This is a genomic window from Micromonospora sp. M51, assembly GCF_018070305.1.
Taxonomy (GTDB): Bacteria; Actinomycetota; Actinomycetes; order Mycobacteriales; family Micromonosporaceae; genus Micromonospora; species Micromonospora parva.
Genome location: NZ_JAGPXZ010000535.1, coordinates 1 through 4,384, shown reverse-complemented (window position 1 = coordinate 4,384; position 4,384 = coordinate 1). Strand labels below are relative to the sequence as shown.

General features: G+C 70.9%; 4 protein-coding genes. 1 reads left to right on the top strand and 3 read right to left on the bottom strand.

The window, feature by feature from the left end; translation table 11 throughout:
- The coding region (locus tag KBX53_RS23890) for a low temperature requirement protein A (RefSeq protein ID WP_210861750.1) at positions 1 to 737 on the top strand (737 nt) is incomplete at its 5' end.
- Positions 738 to 782: 45 nt separating this feature from the next.
- On the opposite strand, the gene KBX53_RS23885 is transcribed toward KBX53_RS23890, so the two are convergent.
- The 3 genes from KBX53_RS23885 to KBX53_RS23875 form a co-directional block, all read right to left on the bottom strand.
- On the bottom strand, positions 783 to 2,609 hold the full coding sequence (locus KBX53_RS23885; protein WP_030334453.1) for a long-chain fatty acid--CoA ligase: 1,827 nt from the start codon (positions 2,607 to 2,609) through the stop codon (positions 783 to 785).
- Positions 2,610 to 2,746: 137 nt separating this feature from the next.
- Positions 2,747 to 3,622 carry a terpene synthase gene (locus tag KBX53_RS23880; RefSeq protein ID WP_245233685.1) on the bottom strand — a complete coding sequence of 292 codons (876 nt, stop codon included), beginning with the start codon at positions 3,620 to 3,622 and terminating at the stop codon, positions 2,747 to 2,749.
- A 199-nt stretch (positions 3,623 to 3,821) separates the two neighbouring features.
- Positions 3,822 to 4,384 (bottom strand): TIGR03085 family metal-binding protein (locus KBX53_RS23875; protein ID WP_210861749.1); only part of this gene is annotated, 563 nt, incomplete at its 5' end.

Below are 4,384 nucleotides of genomic sequence, written 5' to 3'. Positions count from 1 at the left end.
AGTACGGGGCCGGGCTGGCGCTGCGCGGCACCGGGTGGACGGTGCTCTCCGCCGGGCACTGGGCGGAGCGGCACAGCCAGATCGTCCTGATCGCCCTCGGCGAGGCCATCATCGCGCTCGGGTTCGCTCCCGGCGGCAGCGCCGGCCTGCCGCTGACCTGGCCGGCGCTGATCGCCGCAGTGCTCGGCATCGCGGTGGCCGCAGCGCTGTGGTGGGCCTACTTCGACACCCTGGCGCTCGGCATGGAACAGACCCTGCACCGGACCCGCGACCCCGTCGCCCGCGCCGCCCTGGCCCGCGACGCCTACACCTACCTGCACCTGCCGGTCATCGCCGGCGTCATCCTGTTCGCGCTCGGACTCAAGGGGCTGATCAACGACGAAGCCGACGTCAGCACGCCGAACTGGGGGGTTCCGCTGCCGGGCTTCGACCTGCTCGCGCTCTACGGCGGGGTCGCGCTCTATCTGCTCGCGCTCATCGTGCTCGGCCGGAAAATGCTCGCCGCCCCCCGCTGGCCCACGATCGGCGGAATCCTGCTGCTGCTCGTGCTGGTGCCGGTGGCCGGGTCGTTGCCCGAGCTGTCCGCGTTGACCATGCTGGCCGTGGCCGCCTGGCTGGCAGTGGGGGCGCAGACGATCGTCGACGCCCAGCGCCGACGCGGGGTCCGCGAGGTGGCGCTGGCGGAGCAGCTCGCCGTGGAGGAGGACCAGACGAGGTGGCGGGGCCACCACCTGTGAGGGCCCCGTGCCGGCCGGGAGCCGGGCACGGGGCCCTCGACGGCGTCAGAGTTCGGCGAGGGTGCCGGCGTACATCTTGTCGATCTCGGCGGCGAAGTTGCTCTCCACACCACGCCGCTTGATCTTCAAGGACGGGGTGATCTCGCCGTCCTCGATCGTCAAATCGCGCGGCAGGATTGCCACCTTCTTGATCGTCTCCCAGCGGTTGAGCTTGGCGTTGAGCTGGGCGACGTACTCCTCGACCATCGTCTGGGCCTCCGCCGAGGCGACGATCTCGGAGTAGCTGCGCCCTTCGAGGGGGCCGCCGGCGGCCCAGCCGCGGATCGCGTCCGGGTCCAGGGTGACCAGCATCGTGCAGAAGTTGCGGGCCTGACCGACGACGACCGCCTGCGAGGTGTACGGGCAGATGGCCTTGAACATCCCCTCGATGTGCGACGGCGCGATGTACTTGCCGCCCGAGGTCTTGACCAGGTCCTTCTTACGGTCGGTGATGCGCAGGTAACCCTGTTCGTCGAGGGTGCCGATGTCACCGGTGCGGAAGAAGCCGTCCTCGGTGAACGCGGCGGCGGTCTCCTCCGGCAGGTTGTGGTAGCCGCGCATCACCGGCCGACCACGGACCAGGATCTCCCCGTCGGTGTCGATCTTGCATTCGAGGTCGCCCATCGCCCGGCCCACGGTGCCGATCCGCAGCCCGGCCGGGGGGTTGACGAAGTTGCCCGCGCTGGTCTCGGTCAGGCCGTAGCCCTCGGAGATCGGCAGGTTCGCGGCGGCGAAGAAGGTGGCGATCTCCGGGCTGAGGGGCGCGGCGCCGGACACCAGCACCCGCATCCGGCCGCCCAGGCGGGCCTGGAGCTTGCTGAACACCAGCTTCTCGGCCAACCCGTAGCGCAGCTTCAGCCCGGCCGGCACCGGCTTGCCGGCCTGCTCAAGGGTGACCTTCTCCTTGCCGATGCCGACCGCCCAGCCGAAGATCTTCGCCTTCGCGCCGCCGGCACCCTGCGCGGTGGTCACCGCCTTGTTGTAGACCTTCTCGAACACCCGGGGAGCGCCGCACATCAGCGTCGGACGGATGACCGAGAGCAGGTCGACCAGCTTGTCCACCCGGCCGTCGACGTAGGTGGGCAGGCCGACGTGGATGGCGCCGCAGAGCAGGGTCTTGCCGAACGAGTGAGCCAGCGGCAGCCACAGGTACTGCAGGTCGTCGTCGCGTAACAACCCCACGTCCGCCTGCGCCACCGCCTCCCAGCACCAGCCGCCGTGCAGCAGCTCGACGCCCTTGGGCTGCCCGGTGGTGCCGGAGGTGTAGATCAGGGTGGCCAGGTGGTCCGGGCCGATGCCGGCCACCAGCATGTCGATCAGATCCGGTTCGGCGGCCAGCGCCTGGGCGCCGCGCTCCTCCAGTTCGGCGAGCGTCAGCTGCGCGATCGCCGCGGTCGGGTCGGCGGCACCGTCGAGGAGCACCACGTGGGTGAGCGCGGGCAGGGTCGCCCCGGCGATCTTCGCCGCCTGGGCCGGGTTCTCCGCGAACAGCACCTTGGAACCGGAGTCGGCGATGATGTACGTCGCGTCGGTCGGCTCGGTGGTCGGGTAGACGGTGGTGGTCGCGCCGCCGGCGCACATGATGCCGAGGTCGGCGATCACCCACTCCAGCCGGGTGTTGGCGAGGATCGCGACCGGGTCCTCCTGGCCGACGCCCAGGCCGTGCAGGCCGGCGGCGACCGCCTTGGCGCGCTGACCGACCTGCGCCCAGGTCAGCCAGACGGGCCCCGAGTCGTCGGGGTTCGGGGATGCGAACGCGTTTCGGTCGGGGGTGGCCGCCACGCGCTTGAGAAACATGTCCGGGATGGAGCGGTACGGTACATCGAGAGCCATCGCTGTAGCCGCCTTCGGGGGTGGTGGCGTGACGGTCGTCACGTCATGATGGTTACCGAAGAGTATTGCCTGTCGCCATGCATCGGCTAGCCCTGGTGATCGTCCGGCCGTCCCATCCCACCAACCGGTACGGTCGATCAGGCGTACCGGGCAGCCACCACTGACCAGTCGTATGTGGCCCGGACCCAGTTGCGCCGGACCACCAACGCGTCGCGCAGCCGGTCGTCGCCGGTGGCGCGGAGCGCCTCCTCCGCGTCCAGGTACGTCGCCAAACCCTGGTTGAACCGGTGCGCCGCGCTCCGCAGCGCGGTCGCCTCGTCCGCCTCGCTGTCCTGGGCGATCACCGTGACCAGGTTGTGCGCGTCCGGGTCGGCCTGACTCTCCTTGCCGTACGAGAAGAGGTCGTTGCACCAGCAGACCAGGTCCACCGCCAGTAGGTCGAGGGTGGCCAGGCCCGGGTCGGCGCGTTGGGTCGGCCCGGAGGGTCGCCTCGACGCCAGGTCGGTCAGGGTGAGGCAGGGGTGCACACCGCCGATGTGCCGGCGCAGTTGGACGTACTCCGCCATCTCGGGCACGCGCCGACGTTCCCGGTTGCCCGCCTCCCAGAGCAGCGCCAACAGATACTCCCGCATCTGGCTGACGAACCGCAGGAGCAGCCCGGCGTGATCGTGCAGCCGGGTCCGGCGGCAGAGGTCGTGCAGCGCGTCACCCAGGGGCCCGACGGCGGGCGGTGCCACGTCCGGGTCACCGCACCGGTCGAGCACGTCGAGCAGGGTGCTGATCGCCGGTCCCAACCGCGCCGGGTCGGCGCCGAGGCCGTCCTCGTCGCAGGCGTCATCCATCACGAAGAGCCAGCTGATCAGGTCGGTGAGCAGCCGAAGCCCCTCCACCGAGCCGTCCGGGCAGGCGCGGCCGGCCAGGCCGGCGGCGTCGGCCCGTTCCAGCCGGTACACACGTTGGCCGGAATCGACCAGCCCGAACGTGCGTGCCCACTCGATGCTCTCACTCGCCACTTGGTCCGTGGCACCATGGCGCCCCGTGGGGAACGGCGGTTCCCGCAGCGCCGAAATCGCGAAGTCCCGCACAGTGTGCCCCCACTCCGTGCCGCCCGGCGCGGCGCGGCGCGGTGAAGCGTACGGGAGGGCGTATCAGCGTGCTTCGCTGGGTGTGGGGAATCCGACAGCTATTCAGTGACCGTTTCCGTACAGACGGTCACATTCCCAGGCTGGCGTCGCGCAGTCGTCCCGCCACCTCCGTCGAGCCGTTCAGTTGGACCCGGGCCACCCGTTGCCGGCCGGACAGGAACAGCACCAACTCCCCCGGGGAGCCCACCAGGCGCAGCGGCTCACCGCCGCGACCGACGGAGATCTCACCGTGACCGGGCGCCTGCACGAGGAGGTCCGCCGGAAAACGGCGCAGGGCCAGCCGGGCCATCGGGGCCACGCGTTTCCAGAGCGCGCTCTGCAAACCGGTGGGCAGATCGCGCGGCTGCCACCCGGAGCCGGCCCGTCGGACGTCCTCGTGGTGGATGAAGAACTCCATCGTGTTGGCCAGTTCGTCGGTCAGCGGATTGCTGACCGGGCTCCACAGCGGCGGGCGCCGTACCTGCGCCACCAGTTCGGGGTACCCCTGTGCGGCGAGTCGCTGCCGGACCCGCTCGGCGTATCCGCGCAGCGGCGGCAGCAGGATCCCACCCGCCGCGTCCGGACGGCGCTCCCGCAGCACCAGATGAGCGGCGAGGTCACGGGTCGCCCAGCCCTCGTTGATCGTCGGGG